Origin of the sequence: Paucibacter sp. KBW04, assembly GCF_003852425.1 — a bacterium.
GTDB lineage: Bacteria > Pseudomonadota > Gammaproteobacteria > Burkholderiales > Burkholderiaceae_C > Paucibacter_A.
On sequence record NZ_QAJN01000013.1, the window covers coordinates 54,392 to 70,225 of the forward strand.

16 protein-coding genes are annotated in these 15,834 nt (G+C 65.7%); 4 read left to right on the forward strand and 12 right to left on the reverse strand.

Annotated elements, in window-relative coordinates; all coding sequences use genetic code 11:
* Window positions 1-8 precede the first annotated feature (8 nt).
* Together DBR47_RS16670 and DBR47_RS16675 are read right to left on the reverse strand one after the other, a co-directional pair.
* Window positions 9-1,460: a sensor histidine kinase gene (locus tag DBR47_RS16670; protein ID WP_197047115.1), complete on the reverse strand. Its 1,452-nt coding sequence runs from the start codon at window positions 1,458-1,460 to the stop codon at window positions 9-11.
* A 2-nt stretch (window positions 1,461-1,462) separates the two neighbouring features.
* A complete protein-coding gene (locus DBR47_RS16675; RefSeq protein ID WP_124452096.1) occupies window positions 1,463-2,131 on the reverse strand; it encodes a response regulator in 669 nt (222 codons plus the stop codon).
* A 192-nt stretch (window positions 2,132-2,323) separates the two neighbouring features.
* Between DBR47_RS16675 and DBR47_RS16680 the strand changes: the two genes are divergently transcribed.
* From DBR47_RS16680 to DBR47_RS16690, 3 genes are all read left to right on the forward strand, one after another.
* Window positions 2,324-3,394 carry a PEP-CTERM sorting domain-containing protein gene (locus tag DBR47_RS16680; protein ID WP_124452098.1) on the forward strand — a complete coding sequence of 357 codons (1,071 nt, stop codon included), beginning with the start codon at window positions 2,324-2,326 and terminating at the stop codon, window positions 3,392-3,394.
* 129 nt (window positions 3,395-3,523) lie between these two features.
* The gene (locus DBR47_RS16685; protein WP_124452100.1) at window positions 3,524-3,964 is read left to right on the forward strand and encodes a (2Fe-2S)-binding protein; all 441 of its coding nucleotides are present in this window, start codon (window positions 3,524-3,526) and stop codon (window positions 3,962-3,964) included.
* Between the two features lie 25 nt (window positions 3,965-3,989).
* Entirely contained in the window at window positions 3,990-6,257 is a 2,268-nt protein-coding gene (locus tag DBR47_RS16690) for a molybdopterin cofactor-binding domain-containing protein (RefSeq protein WP_124452102.1), read from the forward strand.
* Here DBR47_RS16690 and DBR47_RS16695 read toward each other — a convergent pair.
* Genes DBR47_RS16695 through DBR47_RS16715 form a run of 5 tightly spaced genes read right to left on the reverse strand, consistent with a single transcriptional unit; the run spans window position 6,249 to window position 9,844 of the window.
* A complete protein-coding gene (locus tag DBR47_RS16695) occupies window positions 6,249-7,604 on the reverse strand; it encodes an ATP-binding protein (protein ID WP_124452105.1) in 1,356 nt (451 codons plus the stop codon). The genes DBR47_RS16690 and DBR47_RS16695 overlap by 9 nt on opposite strands.
* Complete coding sequence (locus DBR47_RS16700; protein WP_124452107.1) at window positions 7,604-8,272, reverse strand: response regulator transcription factor; 669 nt, start codon at window positions 8,270-8,272, stop codon at window positions 7,604-7,606. Before DBR47_RS16700 ends, DBR47_RS16695 begins: the two co-directional genes overlap by 1 nt.
* 14 nt (window positions 8,273-8,286) lie before the next feature.
* Entirely contained in the window at window positions 8,287-8,982 is a 696-nt protein-coding gene (locus DBR47_RS16705; protein WP_124452109.1) for a cytochrome b/b6 domain-containing protein, read from the reverse strand.
* The gene (locus tag DBR47_RS16710) at window positions 8,954-9,427 is read right to left on the reverse strand and encodes a diheme cytochrome c (RefSeq protein WP_124452111.1); all 474 of its coding nucleotides are present in this window, start codon (window positions 9,425-9,427) and stop codon (window positions 8,954-8,956) included. Before DBR47_RS16710 ends, DBR47_RS16705 begins: the two co-directional genes overlap by 29 nt.
* A gap of 12 nt (window positions 9,428-9,439) precedes the next feature.
* Entirely contained in the window at window positions 9,440-9,844 is a 405-nt protein-coding gene (locus tag DBR47_RS16715) for a DUF1924 domain-containing protein (protein ID WP_231512349.1), read from the reverse strand.
* 191 nt (window positions 9,845-10,035) lie between these two features.
* Between DBR47_RS16715 and DBR47_RS16720 the strand changes: the two genes are divergently transcribed.
* Window positions 10,036-10,986, forward strand: coding sequence for a cation diffusion facilitator family transporter (locus DBR47_RS16720; protein WP_124452113.1), 951 nt, complete (start codon window positions 10,036-10,038; stop codon window positions 10,984-10,986).
* A 29-nt stretch (window positions 10,987-11,015) separates the two neighbouring features.
* Here DBR47_RS16720 and DBR47_RS16725 read toward each other — a convergent pair whose 3' ends face one another.
* The 5 genes from DBR47_RS16725 to DBR47_RS16740 all read right to left on the reverse strand — a co-directional run bounded on the left by DBR47_RS16725 (window position 11,016) and on the right by DBR47_RS16740 (window position 15,794).
* Complete coding sequence (locus tag DBR47_RS16725; RefSeq protein WP_197047116.1) at window positions 11,016-12,326, reverse strand: carbohydrate porin; 1,311 nt, start codon at window positions 12,324-12,326, stop codon at window positions 11,016-11,018.
* Between the two features lie 103 nt (window positions 12,327-12,429).
* On the reverse strand, window positions 12,430-13,734 hold the full coding sequence (locus tag DBR47_RS16730) for a glycoside hydrolase family 18 protein (RefSeq protein WP_197047117.1): 1,305 nt from the start codon (window positions 13,732-13,734) through the stop codon (window positions 12,430-12,432).
* Between the two features lie 95 nt (window positions 13,735-13,829).
* Entirely contained in the window at window positions 13,830-14,534 is a 705-nt protein-coding gene (locus DBR47_RS24735) for a hypothetical protein (protein WP_197047118.1), read from the reverse strand.
* Window positions 14,531-15,415: an EamA family transporter gene (locus tag DBR47_RS16735; protein ID WP_197047120.1), complete on the reverse strand. Its 885-nt coding sequence runs from the start codon at window positions 15,413-15,415 to the stop codon at window positions 14,531-14,533. The genes DBR47_RS24735 and DBR47_RS16735 overlap by 4 nt, the downstream gene beginning before the upstream one ends.
* Window positions 15,416-15,482: 67 nt before the next feature.
* Window positions 15,483-15,794 (reverse strand): heavy metal-binding domain-containing protein, encoded by a 312-nt coding sequence (locus DBR47_RS16740; protein ID WP_370454931.1) that lies wholly within the window; start codon window positions 15,792-15,794, stop codon window positions 15,483-15,485.
* Window positions 15,795-15,834 lie beyond the last annotated feature (40 nt).

Below are 15,834 nucleotides of genomic sequence, written 5' to 3' on the forward strand. Positions count from 1 at the left end.
GGCCAGCGTCAACTTGCGCGGACTGAAAGCGCCCCAAGCGGCAGGCTCAAACGCAGGCGACAGCCTACTTTGCCGGTTTGCACCCGCGCCGGCAGCAACTCGACCCGCCCGCCGTGTTGCAGCGCCACCGTGTGCACGATGGCCAGGCCCAAGCCCGTGCCCGCACTGCCCTCCCCGCGCTGAAAGCGTTCAAACAAGTGCTGCTGCTGGGCCTGACTCATGCCGACGCCATCGTCCTCAAGTTCCAGAAAGGCCTCGGCGCCGTCGCGGCCGCAGCGTATCCACAGCTGCTGCGCCCCGGCGTGCATCAAGGCGTTGTCCAGCAGATTGCTCAGCAAGTCTTGCAAGTCGTTCTGCCGCCCCTGCACCAGTACCGAGTCCAGCTCAAACTGCAGGCTCACCCCCTGGCGGCTCGCCGCGTCGAAGAAATCATTGGCTCCTTGCTCCGCCAGCTCACGCAAATCCAGCCGCTGCAAAGGCTCTTGCAAAGCCAGCTCGGCCTTGCTGCGGGCTTGGCTCAGCAGCTTGTCCACCAGGCGGCGCATGCGGGCCAGGGCGGCGTCGATGCGCTCCTGGCGCTGGGCGCCCGTGGCCTGGCCCGAGTCCTGCCGAGCCAATTCCAGCTGCAAGGACAAACCCGCCAACGGCGTGCGCATCTGATGCGCCACATCGTTGACGAAGCTGCGCTGCGCTTGGGCCAGGCGCTGCAAGCGCAGTAACCAGGCATTCATGGCCCGCAACAAGGTGCGCAACTCCTGTGCCTGGCCCTCCTCGGGCAGGGCTTGCAAATCAGCCGGTGCGCGTTGCTCAATCTGTCGGGCCAGGTGCTCCAAGGGCCGCAAGGCCTGGCGGGTCACCAGATAAACCGTCAACAAAGCCGCCGCCCACAAGGCCAAGCCCAGCGCGGCGGAGTGCTTCAGAATCTGGCGTGCGGCGGCCTCCCGCTTGCGCAAGGTCTCGGCCACGATCACCAGGGCCCGGGAGTCCGGGCCCTGAGCATCCAGACGCAAGAGACGCAGATTGTTCCCCTCGCAGCTCAGATTCAGCAGCACGGGGGTCGAGGGCCGGCCTGGGCTTCTCAGAACCGCCGGACTCGATGCCGGGGCGCTGGCCGCCAGGCAATGCAACAGACCCTCATCGCCCCAGATCAGTCGGTCTGGCCCCGCGCTCGCTTGCTGGGCGACGACAAAGTGCATCTGGTCCTGCGTGTCGGTCTGCAGAATGGCTTGCGCCGACCAGGGCAGGTCCACGTCCAGATCGTTGTCGCTGTCCAGCTCGATGCGCGCCGCCAAAGCCACGGCCGAATTCAGCAAACCCTGATCAAAAGCCTGGTCGGCGACATTCAAGGCCTGCTCATAGTTGATCAGCAGGGCCAGCCCCAAGACCAGGCTGAGCGCCAGGGCCAGACCCAGCATCAGGCGCCGCCGAATTGAATCGGGCCAGGCCCGCAGCGAGGCCATCATCATTCCCTCGCCACCAAGCGATAGCCCACACCGCGTACGGTGTCCAGCTGCAGGCCAGCATTCACCAGCTTGCCGCGCAGGCGGGAAATATGGGACTCCAAGGCGTTGGCAGAGACATCGCGGTCCCACTGGCTCAAGCCCTGAGCCAGCTTGCGCTTGGGCACGATCTTGGGGCTGCTGAGGCACAGATCCAGCAGCAACGCCCATTCCTTGGGCGTCAGGGCCAGGGGCTCGGCCCCCAAGCTCGCCACTTGCTGGGCGGTGTCCAAGCTCAGACGGCCCAGCTGGATCAAGGCATGCTGGGCGGCGGCATGGCGGCGGCACAGGGCGCGCAAGCGGGCCAGCAGCTCGGGCAGCACAAAGGGTTTGACCAGATAGTCATCGGCACCGAGGTCCAGGCCACGCACCCGGTCTTGCCAGTCGCTGCGCGCCGTCAGCAAGAGCACGGGCAGGCCGTGACCGCGGGCACGCAATCGGCGCAGAACCTGCAGCCCATCCAGATCGGGCAGGCCCAGATCCAAGATCAAGGCGTCATAGGCCACCGCCTCCAAGGCCGCCAAACCCAGCTCGCCACGCGCGAAAACATCCACCGCATAAGTTTGGGCGGCCAAGGCTTCGCTCAGGCCCGCTTGCAAAGCTTCGTCGTCTTCAATCAAGAGCACACGCATGGGCCATCCTTCTCGATCTTGTTCTCGCTTTCACTCTCAGCTTCAGCTGCAGCTTCAGGCCTGAAGCGAGGCCCTGCCCGGCCCTCAAACACAAGCTAGGGGGGACACAACAGCGGCCAGGCTGCCGACAGCTTTCTGACAGGCACACAAAGCTAGGCTTCCACTCGCCCCCTCTTTTGTGCTGGATTCATCATGCAGAGAAAAGCTTTCGCCCCGCTTGCCGCCGCGCTATCACTCGCCGCTCTGCCCTTGCTGGCGCAGGCCACCGCCACCTACGGCTCCCTGGCCAACTTCGATTCGGTCAATGACACGGGGCATACCGCCCATGGCTTTGAGATCGAGTTGGAGGGGATTCATCGGTCTGAGATCACCGATGTGTTCGGGCTCAACCGCAATTTCGGCACCGCCTCGCCAGGCGATGTCGAGCGCTACGGCCTGCCCACGATCAGCGATCTGCTGGACGCCAACGGCAATGTGATCGGCTCACGCATCACCTACAAGGCCAGCTACAACAACGGCCAGTGGAGCGCGGGCACGGACTCGGGCGTGTTCAACACGCCGGGTGAGAGCTGCTGGGCCTTTGGCAATGTGGGCTATCCCAATGTGCCTTGCGACCACTTCGGCGTCAGCACCGTCGGCCAGGCCACCGCCACCCGGTATAGCTGGTTGGTCGAGTCGGGCACGCCCGGTACCTTGGTCGCGGCCAATGTGGCAATTCCTTCGGTGACCTTCACGCCGCCAGTCGCAGCAGCCCCGGTGGTGGCGGTGATTCAGGCGCAAAGAGTCGACCCGGTGGTGCCGCAAAACAATGCCTTCTGGGTCAAGATCGTTCAAACCACCTTGCCAGAGAACGTGGACCTGAACGATCTGCTGGGCGGCCACCATGCCCATGAGAACCCCGGTGTGGCCGGTCTGGGCGATGTGGGTGAGACCGAGATCGAGTGGCAGGTCTTGCAACCCGGCTTTGTCGACGAGGTCAGCAAGGCGGTGGACCTGAAGGGCAACCCATCCATGGCCGTGCGCTTCGAGTTCTTCAAGTATCTGGGCCGCTTCGACGACGAGGGCCTGGTCGACCCGCTGGCTTCGCAGACCCCGCACGGCAATGTACTCAATGAGTTCGTCGGCAACTATGTGGGCGAGCAGATCGCCGGCTTCAATGCAGTGCAAGCGGTGCCCGAACCAGCCCCCGCCAGCCTTTTGCTGAGCGGCCTGAGCGCCTTGCTCTTGGTCCGGCGGCGCCGCTCGGTCAAGGGTTTGAGCTAGCCCAACAAGCCCTTCCGGCTGCGCTACTAATGGAAACATTGAGCGCATTGCCGCTTTAAAAGCGGGCGCGCACAATCGCCAGCGCTTCGCGCCAAGTCCGTCAACCCTGCTTATTTCAGGAGTCCCGACATGCCGTCCTACACCCTTAATGTCAATGGCAAAGATCATGTGGTGAGCGTCAGCAGCAGTTCCATGCCCCTGCTGTGGGTGCTGCGCGATGTGATCGGACTGACCGGCACCAAATACGGTTGCGGCATCGAAATCTGCGGGGCCTGCACCGTCTGGCTCAATGGCCAGCCCGAGAAATCCTGCGATGTGGATGTGTCTTCGGCCGCAGGCAAGCGCATCACCACCATCGAAGGCCTGTCCGCCGACCGCAGTCACCCGGCGCAAAAGGCTTGGATCCTGCATCAGGTGCCGCAATGCGGCTACTGTCAGTCCGGCATGTTGATGCGGGTGGCCGGGGCCATGGCCGCTGGCCATCACGGCAGCAGCATCGCCAGCGAGGTGAACAACGTCTGTGTGTGCGGTACCTATCCGCGCATCAAGACCGCCGTCAGCGGCCTTTGAGCGATCTGCACAGGAGGCTTGCGCCATGAACACCACCCCGACTTCATCCATCCCCTGCAACGCAGCTGAAGGCCTGGACCGACGCCAGTTCCTCGCCACCAGCAGCGGCCTGACCCTGGGCTTTTTCTTGTCCAGCAAGACGGAGGAGGCGCAGGCGGCCGGCTCCACGCTCTCACGCCCCACGGTGATCAACACCTGGCTGAGCATCAATGTCGACAACAGCATCAACCTCACGGTAGGCGCCTCCGATATGGGTCAGGGCTCGCCCTCGGGCCTGGCTCAGGTGCTGTGCGAAGACCTGATGGTGGACCCCAGCCGCATCACCGTCTTGCAAGGTGCCCCCACCGTGGCCGCACCGGCGCCGATTGGAACGGCCATCAACACGGTGGGCAGCGGGGTGACGCGTGGCAACTTCTGGAAGTTGCGGGACGCCGCGGCCATCGCACGCGAGACCCTGGTGAACGCCGCCATGCTGCGCTTGGGTGACAACAATCGCGATCACTACACGGTGGAGAACGGCCGCATCCGCCACATCAACGGCAAGTCCGTCAGCTATGGCGATGTGGCCAGAGCGGCCTCCCAGCTCAGCCCCCCGGCCAGCGCGCCCCTGGTGCCGGATGCGCAGCTGCGCTACATCGGCAAGACCATCCCGCGAGTCGACATCCCGGCCAAGGTGGACGGCAGCGCCGTCTACGGCCTCGATGTGCGGGTGCCGGGCATGCTTTACGCCGTCATCAAACATTGCCCCAGCTTTGGCGGCACCCTCGCCGCTGTGCCGCCCACGCCCGCAGGCATGACGGCCGTCGTGCCCACCAAGGTCGCAGCCGGCACGGCGCGCGGCAGCGAGCTGGTGGGCGCCATCAATGCCCTGGCCGTTGTCGGCCCCACCACCTGGGACGCTTGGCAAGCCGCCCGCCGCCTCAACCCGCAATGGACCCTGCCCGCCAATGCGGCCTCGCTCAACAGCGCCCAATTCATGAGCGACGCCCAGGCCTTGTTGAGCAGCGCGCCCGCTTACGTGGCGGGCGCGGCCAACCCGCCGGGCACGGCCTACATCGTGGAGCGCAGCACCGCCGATGTCGACTTGGCCCTGAGTAACTCGGCCCAGCAAATCGAGGCCAGCTACAGCCTGCCTTATGTGGCCCATGCCTGCCTGGAAGTGCTCAACTGCACGGTGGACTATGTGGCCGGCCAGCGCTGCGAGGTCTGGGCGCCGACCCAATCCGCCAAGAGCGCGCTGACGGTAGTGATGGCCCTCACCGGCATGGCCGCCAATCAAATCATCTTCCACACCACCTCACTGGGCGGTGGCCTGGGCCGCAAGGCCGAGGTGGACTTCATCAGCCAGGCCGTGCAGGTCGCCATGGCCGTGGGCCGGCCGGTCAAGCTGATGTGGCCGCGCGAGGAAGACTTCACCCGCGACGTCTATCGCCCCATGGCCCTGGTGCGAGTGCGTGCCGGCCTGGATGCCAACAAGGCCATCACCGGCTGGCGCTATCGCAATGTCTCGCCCTCCATCCTCGGTCAGCGCGGAGCGGTCCTGGGCGCCACCGGCGACAGCCAGGGCTCGGAGGGCTCTAACGCCCTGCCCTATAGCTTTGGCGCCAACCTGGTCGAATGGGTCAGCCATACCTCGCCCATCCCGGTGGGTTTCTGGCGCTCGGTGGGCGCTTCCATCAATACCTTTGCGGTCGAGTCCATGATGGACGAGCTGGCCGCCGCCGCCGGCCAAGACCCCTATCAATTCCGCCGCGCTCGCCTCACCAACCCGCGTTGGATCGCCGTGTTGGAAGCGGCGGCCAATGCCGCCAGCTGGGGCAGCCCCGGCCCCGCCGGCACGGCCAAGGGCATCGCCATTGGCACGGCCTTCAACACCATCGTGGCCCAGGTGGTCGAGGTCAGCCAGGGCACGGGTGGCCCCAAGGTGACGCGAGTCTGGGTGGCGGTTGACCCCTATCTGGTCGTCAACCCCGGCTCGGTGGAAGCACAAATCATGGGTGGCGTCGTGCACGCCTTGAACGCCACGCTTTACGGCCGCCAGACCTTTGTGAACGCTGCGGCCCAGGTCAAGAACTTCAACAACAGCCGCATGATCCGCCTGCGCGAGATGCCCACGGTGCAGGTGATTCTGATGCCTCAGCCCACGGCCATGAACCGGGCCAACACCATTGGCGGCATCGGCGAGCTGGGCGTGCCCACCTTCGCGCCGGCCCTGGCCAACGCCTGGTTCAAGCTGACTGGAGCGAGGGTGCGCAGCCTGCCCTTCTTCCCCACGGCCACGATGTCAGATTGAGGCCCCAGGCCAATCGATCTGCACCGCCAAGCCCCCCAGCTCGGCCGAGCGCGAAAGCTGCACCCGCCCGCCATGCGCCGCCACGATGCGGCGCACGATGGACCAGCCCAGGCCACTGCCGGGCTGCTCATGGCCCAGCACGCGGAAAAAACGTTCGCCCAGGCGCTGCAGATCTGACTCGCTCATGCCTGGGCCACTGTCCGCCACGGTGAGCCGCACGCGGTCTGCGGCGCGCTCAAGCCTCAAGCGAATCTGCGCCCCGTTCGGGCTGTAGCGAATCGCGTTGTCCAGCAGATTGCGCAGCAGGGCCGCGAGCAAGCTGGCATTGCCCGCGAGCATGAACAAGCCTGGCGCATCGACCGCCACGGTCTGCCCCTTCTGTACCGCCTGCACGGCCTGCTGAGCCACTTGCTCGCGCAGCAAGGGCGCCAGATCCAAGGCCTGCAAAGGCGGCGCTTCGCCGGACTCCAGCCGCGACAAGGTCAGCAGTTGGTCGACCAGATGGCTGGCACGATCGCAGCCCGCCAAGGTCGCTTGCAGGGCATGCTCGCGCAGGCCAGCCTCGGGCTCGGCCAGGGCCACCTGGGCCTGGGTGCGGATGGCGGCAATGGGCGTGCGCAACTCATGGGCGGCATCGGCGGTAAACCGGCGCTCGGCCGCCATCAGCTCGGCGATGCGCTGGAACAAGCCGTTCAAGGCCGTCAGCATGGGCTGCATCTCGCGCGGCGCTTGGCTCGCGTCGAGTGCATGCAAATCACCCGCCGGGCGCTGGGCCAGCTCCTGCCCCATGCGCCGCATGGGCGCAAAGCCGCGCCTCACCCCCCACCACAAGCCGACTGCCAGCAGCGGCAGGGCCAAGAGCATGGGCCACAAGGTGCTGCGCAAAACGGCCCAGAGAATCGAGTCGCGCGAGGCGATTTGCTCGCCCACCAAGACCTGCACATCGCGCTCCTGGCCGCGCGTAGCGAAGACTCGCCAGCTGAGCCCGTCCAACACCACCGTTTGAAAGCCCTGCTTGCGCGCCTCACGCAAATCCAGCATAGGCGCCACCGGCGCATTGGCCGAGCGCAAGGCCAGCTCGCCCTCGTGAAAGACCTGAAACGCCACCTTGGGCGCGTAGTGATGCAGGCTGGGCGTGTCCAGCTCATGCGCGTCCTCGGCCAGGTCGTGGGACTGCTGCACCACCAGCAAGGCGGCGGCCTGGGCCAGATGGCTGTCCAGCAACTCTGTCAACTCGTGCCGGGCATCAAACCAGGTCAGCAGCGCCGTGCTGAGCCACACCGCCCCCACCAGGGCCAGCACCCAGGCCAAGAGCCGGCCTTGCAAGGAATGGGCATGACGCGACATCAGGGCGCCCGCTGGCGGGTCAGCAGATAACCCACACCTCGCACGGTCTGAATCAGGCCGGCACCCAGCTTCTTGCGCAGATGGTGCACATGCACCTCCACCGCATTGCTGTCCACCTCTGAGCCCCAGCTGTAGAGATGCTGCTCCAGCTGCTCGCGCGACAAGACCCGGTCGGCGTTCAACATCAAGGCATGCAGCAAATCGAACTCGCGTATCGACAGGCTCAGCTCCTGGCCGTTTTGCCTCACGCTGCGGCCGGCGGGGTCCAGCTGCACGTCTTGCACGCTAAGCGTTTCCTGCGGCTGGCCGTGGGCACGGCGCACCAGGGCGCGCAGGCGGGCGGCCAACTCCTGCAGATCGACCGGCTTGATGACGTAGTCGTCCGCCCCGGCGTCCAGGCCGCGCACCCGCTCGGGCAGGGCGTCACGGGCCGTCAGCACCAAGACCGGCAGCGTGAGGCCCGCGCGACGCAAGGCCATCAACACCTCCATGCCGTCCAGCTTGGGCAGGCCCAGGTCCAGCACCAGGGCGGCGTAGTCCTGGGCGCGGGCCTCGCGCTCGGCCGCCAGGCCGTCGCGCACCCAATCGACTTGAAAACCCAGCTGGCGCAGGCCGGCGCGCAGGCCATCGCCCAACAGGGGGTCATCTTCGGCAAGCAGGATTCGCATGGCTGGATTCTGGCTCAGTCATCGTCGTCATGGCTTTGAGTCTGGCTGGCCGTCGGCAACAAGCTGCCTGCCTGCGTCCACTGCCAGCTCCAGAAGCCCAGCACCGCCACCAGAATGAGCGCGGCCACGCTGGCCCAGGCGCTGCGTATGCCTTGCTCGGGCGCGGCGTTCTTGCGGCCGGTGAGCATGGACTTGGGCAGGTTTTCGCGATGCAGGCGGCTGGAGACGATCACGCCCAGCACATGGACGGCGATCACGGCGATCAGGCCGCTTGCCAGCAGCTCATGCGCTTCTTCCAGCCAATCGCCACCCAGCTCGTTGTAGTTGGCCCAGCCACTCAAGACCAAGCCCAAGCCCAGGCCCAGCATCGCGACGATGGCCAGGGCACCGGCCGGGTTGTGGCCCACATGGTGCTCGGGGCTGCCGCTGAGCAAGGAGCGCAGATAGCGCAGCACCGCCTGCGGCCCTTTGACGAAGTTGGCAAAGCGCGCATAGCGGCTACCGATCAAGCCCCAGAGCAGGCGGAACACCAGCAGGCCACCAAAGGTATAGCCCAGGCTGACGTGGACCAGGCGCCAGGTCTCGCTCTCGGCCGTCAGGTAAGCGCCGGCAAAGCTCAAGACCATCAACCAATGCACCAGGCGCTGCGGCAGATCCCAGACCAGACGCGGCGCGAGGGCATTAGCGGGGGATGCGGATGTGGCGTTCATGGAATGTTCCTTGGGATTCGGCTTGGGTATGGCAGGCGGCGCAGTTGGCGGCGCTCTTCACCGCGGGCAGCTTCCAGGTCGCGGCGGAGACCTCCTCGTGCTCGCGCACAAACCAGGCGCTCTGCGTGATGCGGTCTTGCGGCGGCTCCTGGCGAGCGCGCTTGCCACTGCCGGCATTGGCGTTCAGCCAAAGGCTGAGCTCCCTCACGGTGGCCGCGTCCAGCGAGGCATCGCTGCCGTAGTGCTTGCTCAGGTTTTGCATCTGCCGCTGCCAGGAGGCGGCGGGCAGAAACTGCGGTGGGTAGGCCAGATGGCAGGCCGAGCATTCCTGCTTGTACTTGGGCAGCAAGGGCGTGCTGGCCTGCTTGTCGCCGTCGGCCTGGGCCGCGCTGCACAACAAAGCCAGCGCGCTCAGCCAGGCCGCTTGGAGGTGAGTTCTTTTCATTTCCGAATTCCTTCAAGGTTTGAGCGTCATCAACCAGCTCAGCACATCGGCTTTTTCGCCGGGCGTGCATTCGCGGCTCAGCACGTCTTTGCAGTTGCGGCGAAACCATTTCTCGCTCTTGGCCGCATCGACAAAGCGCTGTGGGTTGAAGGCCGGCGCCAGCGGGGCGATGGTCTTGGCCGTGGACGCATGCTTGCCCGCCTGGGTGGGCAGAGCGCCATGGCAGGAGGCGCAGCTCCAGGTCTGGCCATGGTTTTGGGTGAACAGGGCTTGGCCCCGCTGCGGATTGCCGGGCGCACCCGCCTCGGCGGCATAGGCGGCCAGGACTTGGGCGGGGGTTTCTGCCTTGGCCGCCAGCATCGCGCCCATGCACAGGGCGAGTGCCAGGCCCAAGGGCGGAATCTTTTTCTTGCTCATCGCAGGGTCTCCTTGAGTTCCATGCAGACAATGCTGAGCAGCGGGGCTTAGGGCTTTCTTAAAGCGGGTGGCGGCTAGCGCGCCGCCTTGATCCAGATCAGCTGGCCCAAAGCTGAGTCCGGCACAGTCCAGCTTGCTGAACGCCCCTTAGGATGCCGACCAGCAGTCATAAATCCAAGAAGCCTCAAACCATGCACGTTCACCACGCCGCCGAAGATCAAGAAGACAGCAGCATCAGCCCCCAGGAAAAGGTGGCCGCCGCCTCACGCAGCACCTGGGTCAGCGTCATCGTCAATGTGATCTTGACCAGCATCCAGATCGTCGTGGGTGTGATGGCCAAGTCGCAGGCCTTGGTAGCGGACGGGATTCATTCGCTCTCGGATCTGGTGTCTGACTTCGTCGTGCTCTGGGCCAACCATCACAGCCAGAAGGACGCCGACGAAGACCACCCCTATGGCCATCACCGCTTCGAGACGGCGGCCTCGCTGGCCCTGGGCCTCTTGCTCCTGGGGGTGGGGGTGGGCATGTTGTGGAGCGCCGCCGTCAAGCTGCAAAACCCCGAAACCATCGCCACCGTGCACGGCGTGGCTCTGTGGGTAGCCGGCATCGCCCTGGTGGCCAAGGAGACTTTGTTCCGCTATATGTTGGCCGTGGCCAAGCGGGTCAAGTCCAGCATGCTGGTGGCCAATGCCTGGCATGCGCGCTCGGACGCCGCCTCCAGCTTGGTGGTGGGCCTGGGCATCATCGGCAATCTGGCCGGCTACCCCTTGCTGGACCCGATTGCCGCGCTGATCGTCGGGTTCATGGTCAGCAAGATGGGTTGGAGTTTTGGCTGGGATGCCCTGCACGATTTGATGGACCGCGCGGCCGACGATGAGGAAGTGGCGGCGATCCGCCAGACCCTGCTAGAAACCCCGGGCGTGCGTAACGTCCACGATGTGCGCAGCCGCAAGATGGGCGACATGATTGTGGTGGACGCACATCTGGAGGTGGACGCCCAGATCACCGTCGAGGCCGGCCATGAGATCTCGGTGCAAGCACGCCAGCGCGTGCTACAGCGCCACCGCGTACTGGACCTGATGACCCATCTTGACCCTTGGACGCGGCCCGATCTGGATCACGAGATCAAATCGCGCGGCTGATTCTCTGACTCAGCCTGGCTCAGACTGACTCAGTGCGGCCCAAAGGTCCACTCCAGGCGCAGGCCCAGCAAGGTCGTTGCCTCACCCGGACGGCCGCCTGGGCGCCAGATGTGCTGGACCAAGGGCTGCACCGCTAACTCTTGGACGAACAACCAGCGCATGCCTAGCTCCAGCGCGATTTCGCTATCAGCCTGCGCCTGACCCAGGGCTTGCTGGGCATCGCGATAGGCCCGGCCATAGCGTGCCACGGCCAGGCCGGCGGTGAAGGACTCGGGCGCGACCTTGGCCAGGCTGGGGACGTTGGAGAAGGGATGCTCCACCAGCACGCCCAGATCAAAAGCCAGGTCGACCTGGTTCATGCTGCGCTGCGCCAGGCCGGCGCGTGCGAAACCCAGGCTGCGGCTGCCGCCGCCCTCGTGCAGCAGGCCCTGCACCAGGCCGTAGACGCCTTGGTTGCGGCGCAGCTGCTCGTCATTGGGGATGCGTGACTCGGTCGCGCGGCTGTAAGCCCAAGCACCCACGGCCCATTTGCCAGGGCCATTGACCTGCGCCTCGCCCTCGCCTTCACGCGACTGGTAGCCAAACTCCATCACCGCCAAGGCGCCTTCGTCCGAGCTCAGCTTGAAGCTGGTGCGGCCTGGGTGCAGGGGGTCGCCGGGTACGCCGTCCAGGATCACGCCCTGCACATAATGATTCGTACCCACGGCCTGCCGCATGCGCAGGCCCAGACCCAGATTGGGGAAGATGGAGGGGCCGTTGCGCCCGCTTTGCGAAGCCTCGACACCGATGCCAAAGGACGGGTTGATCAGCTGAGCCGAGGCCTCGGTCGCGTAAAAGTCAGAGTTCAGGTCGTAAAGCCCAAACAGCACACGGGTGCCGCTGTCCTTGAAGTCCCGCTCGATCCAGGTGGCGTAGAGCCGGGCCGCGCCTTCGGCCACCTCGATATTGCTGACACCTTGGCTGCTGCCTATGCGCAGATTGGGTCGGCCGCCATGGTTGAACAAGGCCTCGATATGGAAGTTGGTGTCCGACCAGCCCCAGAGCTTGTCCAGATCGGCGTCGGCATGCAGGTTCAGATGGCCGATCCAGGTGTTCTGGCTGGGCTTGCTGACGTGCAAGGCATCGGCCTTGTAGATGCCGCCCCATTGCACGCTGGCTGGCGGGGCGGGCTTGGCCTCCTCCTCCGCGGGGGCGGCCAGCGCGGCGCCGCTCAGCGCCGTGCTCAGCGCCATACTCAGCGTCCAGGTGCAGGCCAAGCGCAAGGGTTTGAAGGCCGCCGAGAAGGTCGCAGGAGCAACACCCGACGGAACTGCGGTGAGGGGCTGTGTCGATGACTTCATGCTGCAATTGTGCCAGCATCCGTGCGATTGGCGAAGACCAAAACTCCGCCTTTCCCCATTCTTTTCCATCGACCACCTACAACATGAACGTGTGAATTGCGCGTTATGGCAGCAGCAGATTGCCCACGCCATAGTTCATCGCATTGAGCAGATCGCCATTGTCCTGGCTCAGCTCCCAGGCAAACACGCCGCCCAAACCCTGCTCCTGCGCGTAGCGACCCTTGGCGATGACGGCGCGAGGGTCCTCATAACCCAGGTAGAGCTTGAGCTTGGGATTGAAAAGGAACCAAGCCTGGGTGACGGGGTCAAGTCTTGCCTGAAAGCCGCGCAGGCCCCGGCCCTGCGGGCCCAGATAGTCACGCGAAATGCTGCGGTAGGCGAGGGAGCCGTCGGCACCGGGGAAGGGCCCCGTCTTAGCCGCACCGGTCTGCGCCTTGTTCACGCCCGCAAAGCCACGGCCGTACATGGCCACGCCGGCCACCATCTTGGCGCGCGGCACACCGGCCCGCTCCAGATTGCGCACCGAGCGCTCCAGGCTGTCGTCGGCCTCCGGCGTCGTGCTGCGCAGGGCCGCATGGTGGCCCACGCCCTCGGACCAGCCGCCGTAGAAGTCGTAGGTCATCATGAAGACATGGTCGAGCACGGGCGCAGCGGCCTTGAAGTCAATACGGTCCACCACCGGGCTGCCGGTGTTAACGGCGATGCTCAGCTGATAGGGGCGGCCGGTCTCGGCCGTCAGCCGGGTCAGGCCTTGGCGCAGCTCTTGCAGCAGCAGGGCGTAATGCTTGCCGTCCTCGACGCTGCCCAGTTGCACGCCATTGGCGGCGCCGTTGTTGCCGGGGTGTTCCCAGTCGATGTCGATGCCATCAAAGCCGGGGTGATCGCGCAGAAACTGCAGGCTGGACGCGACAAATACCTCGCGCTTGAGCGGGTCGCCGGCCATGTGGAAGAAGGGGTCAGAGCCGCCCCAGCCGCCCACCGAGGCCAGCACCTTGACGTGCGGCGCGCGCGCCTTCAGGCGAGTGAAGGCGGCGTCAAAGGTCTTCTCCACCGGGCCGGTCGTCAGCTCAAAGTCTTTTTTGCCGGCGCAACGGGCAGCATCCTGGCTGAGGGCGCCGGGACCACAAGGGCGCAAGAAGGCATAAAGCAGATGGGTGACGCTATCGCCTTGCAGGCGGTCCACCTGGCTCACCGACTCCCACATCGGCGTGTACACCCCCACCACCTTGGCGCTGGCGCGCTCCACCCGCAGGGGCTTGGCGCCGAAGAGCGGATAGTTGGGCGCCGAGGCGGCGGCAGCGGTCTTGGCTGCGGCGTCCGGCGCTGCTTGCGCCGGGCAGGAACAAAGAATCAGGGCCACCACGGCCACGCTGGCCAAACGAAGAAACAGTCCTTGGCTGAAATTCATGCAATCAACTCCCGAGAATGGTCGAGAGCCTAGCATCTCAGCAGGCCAATCAAATACCAATTGGATCAACAAGCGCCCGACCGTGAGGACTGGGCTCAGGGCGCCAGCTCGATTCGGATCTGCAGCTCCCGGCTGGCCCGGCCCTCGGCATCGCGGCTGCTGAGCGTGCCGCGCTCCTGCGCCTCGGCCCGCAGGCCGCTGCGGGCGATCGTCAGCCATTCGCCCAGCGGCAGCGAAACCGTGCTTTGGACTTGGGTGCTTTGGCTGGCTTGGGGGTGGGTGGCAGGGTTGACCGGCACACCGGCGCCCTCGGCCGCCGGCGCGCGCCCTTGCTGCACCTGCAGGCTGACCCGCACGGGCTGGCGCTCGCCCGGCCACTGCGGGGTAACGCTGAACTCCGACAGCATCTCGACCGAGCCGCTGCGCGGGACGGCCAGCACCTTGGCGCCCGCGTCCACTTGTACGCCGTAGTCCACCCACTGCACCGGCACCTGCTCGCTCAAGCGCACCCGCGCCGTGCTGCCATTGAGCACCAGCAGGCGTTGTTGTTGTTGCTGCTGGCTGCTGCTTTCACGCCGCGTGCTCAAGGCCACGCCGCCACGGGGTGAGACCGAGCCTGTCGTGCCCAGCACCACCGCGCCTTCCCGCACGCCGCTCAAGGCGGCATTGCTGAGGCTGCTGTCCACCCAGCGGATTTCCACCCAGAGATTGCGGCGGGGGCCGCCGTCGGCCCAGGCGCTCGCGGCCATGAGCAGGCCCAGCGATAGGCCGGTGAACTTGCGTCGCGTGATTGGCTTCATGATGAGCTCTCCAGCAAACGGGCTCGCAGCAGCGGCCACAGCAGATTGAGCGCCAAGCCGCTGAGCACCAAGGCGGCCGCAATCAACTTCCAGGCCGGCAGGCTTTCACCCAAGGCCCAGGCCGCCGTGCTCATGCCGAAGATGGGCACCAGCAAGGCCATGGGCACGATGGTGGCCGCCGCGTGGCGGGCCAGCAACCAGCCCCAAACGCCGTAGCCAAACAAGGTATTGCCCAGCGCCTGCCACAGCACGGCCGCCCAGGTGACGGCATCGGCCCGCGCCAGGCCCTGGCTCATCAGGGCCGGACCTTCAAACAGCAGGGACAGAATCAGCAGCGGCGGCACCGCGAACACGCTGGTCCAAACCATATAGGCCAGCATATTCACCCGCCCTGCCCGCTTGCCCACCATATTGGCGCAGGCCCAGGAGAAGGCCGCCAGCAGAATCATCAAAAGCCCCAGCGGCGTGGCGCTGCCATCGGTATGGCTGGCGATCACGCCTATGCCCGAGGCGGCCAGGGCCAGCGCCAACCACTGAAAGGGCTGGACGCGCTCCTTGTTCACCCGCATGGACAGCATCAGCGTGAAGAAAACCTGCGTCTGTATCACCAGCGAGGCCAGGCCCGGTGAGATCTGGCTGCGCATGGCCAGGAACAGCAGGCCGAACTGCCCGACGCCGATCAAGAGCCCGTAGGCCGCCAGATTGCGCCAGGGCAGGTCCGGCTTCTTCAGAAAGAAGAGGGCTGGCAGTACCGCAAAGCTGAAGCGCAAGGTGGCAAACAGCAGGGGCGGCAGGGCGTTGAGCCCCAGGCGGATGACGACGAAATTGCTGCCCCAGATGGCCACGACGGCCAAGGCCAGCAGGAAGTGATTGAAGGGCAGGCGGGCAGAGGCGGTATGGGGCATGAAGGCGGTGCTTTCAGCGGGGGTGGCCCATTGTGGGGTCAGCCTAGCCCAGCTTTACCGCCGTGCCGCTGACCGCCACCATCATCATGCCGTTGGCTTCGCCCAGGACCTCGTAGTCGAAGTCGATGCCGATCACGCCGTTGGCCCCCAACTCCTTGGCCGCATCGATCAGCCCTTCCAGCGCCGCATCCCGCGCACCCGACAAGGCCCTCTCATAGCCACCGGCGCGGCCGCCGACCACATCGCGGACGGAGGAGAACATGTCGCGGAAGATGTTGGCGCCGATGATGGCTTCGCCGTTCACCACGCCCAGGTATTGGCCGATGGCGATATCAGGCGGCGTGGTGGTGGCCAGGAAGAAGCCGTCGGTGCTTTTTGAAAACCAACCCATGGAG

Bases quoted from the DNA above. Each gene is read 5' to 3' on its own strand.
- DBR47_RS16670 (WP_197047115.1), bottom strand. From the start codon at position 1,460: ATGGCCTCGCTGCGGGCCTGGCCCGATTCAATTCGGCGGCGCCTGATG.
- DBR47_RS16675 (WP_124452096.1), bottom strand. From the start codon at position 2,131: ATGCGTGTGCTCTTGATTGAAGACGACGAAGCTTTGCAAGCGGGCCTG.
- DBR47_RS16680 (WP_124452098.1), top strand. From the start codon at position 2,324: ATGCAGAGAAAAGCTTTCGCCCCGCTTGCCGCCGCGCTATCACTCGCC.
- DBR47_RS16685 (WP_124452100.1), top strand. From the start codon at position 3,524: ATGCCGTCCTACACCCTTAATGTCAATGGCAAAGATCATGTGGTGAGC.
- DBR47_RS16690 (WP_124452102.1), top strand. From the start codon at position 3,990: ATGAACACCACCCCGACTTCATCCATCCCCTGCAACGCAGCTGAAGGC.
- DBR47_RS16695 (WP_124452105.1), bottom strand. From the start codon at position 7,604: ATGTCGCGTCATGCCCATTCCTTGCAAGGCCGGCTCTTGGCCTGGGTG.
- DBR47_RS16700 (WP_124452107.1), bottom strand. From the start codon at position 8,272: ATGCGAATCCTGCTTGCCGAAGATGACCCCCTGTTGGGCGATGGCCTG.
- DBR47_RS16705 (WP_124452109.1), bottom strand. From the start codon at position 8,982: ATGAACGCCACATCCGCATCCCCCGCTAATGCCCTCGCGCCGCGTCTG.
- DBR47_RS16710 (WP_124452111.1), bottom strand. From the start codon at position 9,427: ATGAAAAGAACTCACCTCCAAGCGGCCTGGCTGAGCGCGCTGGCTTTG.
- DBR47_RS16715 (WP_231512349.1), bottom strand. From the start codon at position 9,844: ATGAGCAAGAAAAAGATTCCGCCCTTGGGCCTGGCACTCGCCCTGTGC.
- DBR47_RS16720 (WP_124452113.1), top strand. From the start codon at position 10,036: ATGCACGTTCACCACGCCGCCGAAGATCAAGAAGACAGCAGCATCAGC.
- DBR47_RS16725 (WP_197047116.1), bottom strand. From the start codon at position 12,326: ATGAAGTCATCGACACAGCCCCTCACCGCAGTTCCGTCGGGTGTTGCT.
- DBR47_RS16730 (WP_197047117.1), bottom strand. From the start codon at position 13,734: ATGAATTTCAGCCAAGGACTGTTTCTTCGTTTGGCCAGCGTGGCCGTG.
- DBR47_RS24735 (WP_197047118.1), bottom strand. From the start codon at position 14,534: ATGAAGCCAATCACGCGACGCAAGTTCACCGGCCTATCGCTGGGCCTG.